General features: G+C 65.1%; 1 pseudogene. It reads left to right on the top strand.

The annotated features are described in order from the left end of the window. Nucleotides 1–249 (top strand): annotated as a pseudogene (locus EOD29_RS33835) (MBL fold metallo-hydrolase); the annotation flags it as partial.

Genomic DNA, 249 nt, shown 5'->3' with positions numbered 1-249 from the left:
TCGCGGTCGCGGAGGCGCGTTTCGGCAAAAACGCCTGACCGGCGGCAATCCTCCTGACGCATGGTCACTTCGACCACGTGGGAACGGTCGTTGAACTGTCGCGGATGTGGGGGGCTCCGGTCTATGCGCACACGCTCGAACATCCCTATCTGAACGGAACAGCGTCCTACCCCCGCCTGACCCGTGGGCGGGCGGAGGTCTGATGGCGTTGCTCTCACCGCTTTTCCCATGCGGGCCGGTCGATCTCGG

The sequence above is a fragment of the Mesorhizobium sp. M1A.T.Ca.IN.004.03.1.1 genome (assembly GCF_003997555.1).
GTDB lineage: Bacteria > Pseudomonadota > Alphaproteobacteria > Rhizobiales > Rhizobiaceae > Mesorhizobium.
This window is presented reverse-complemented; position numbering and strand designations above follow the sequence as displayed.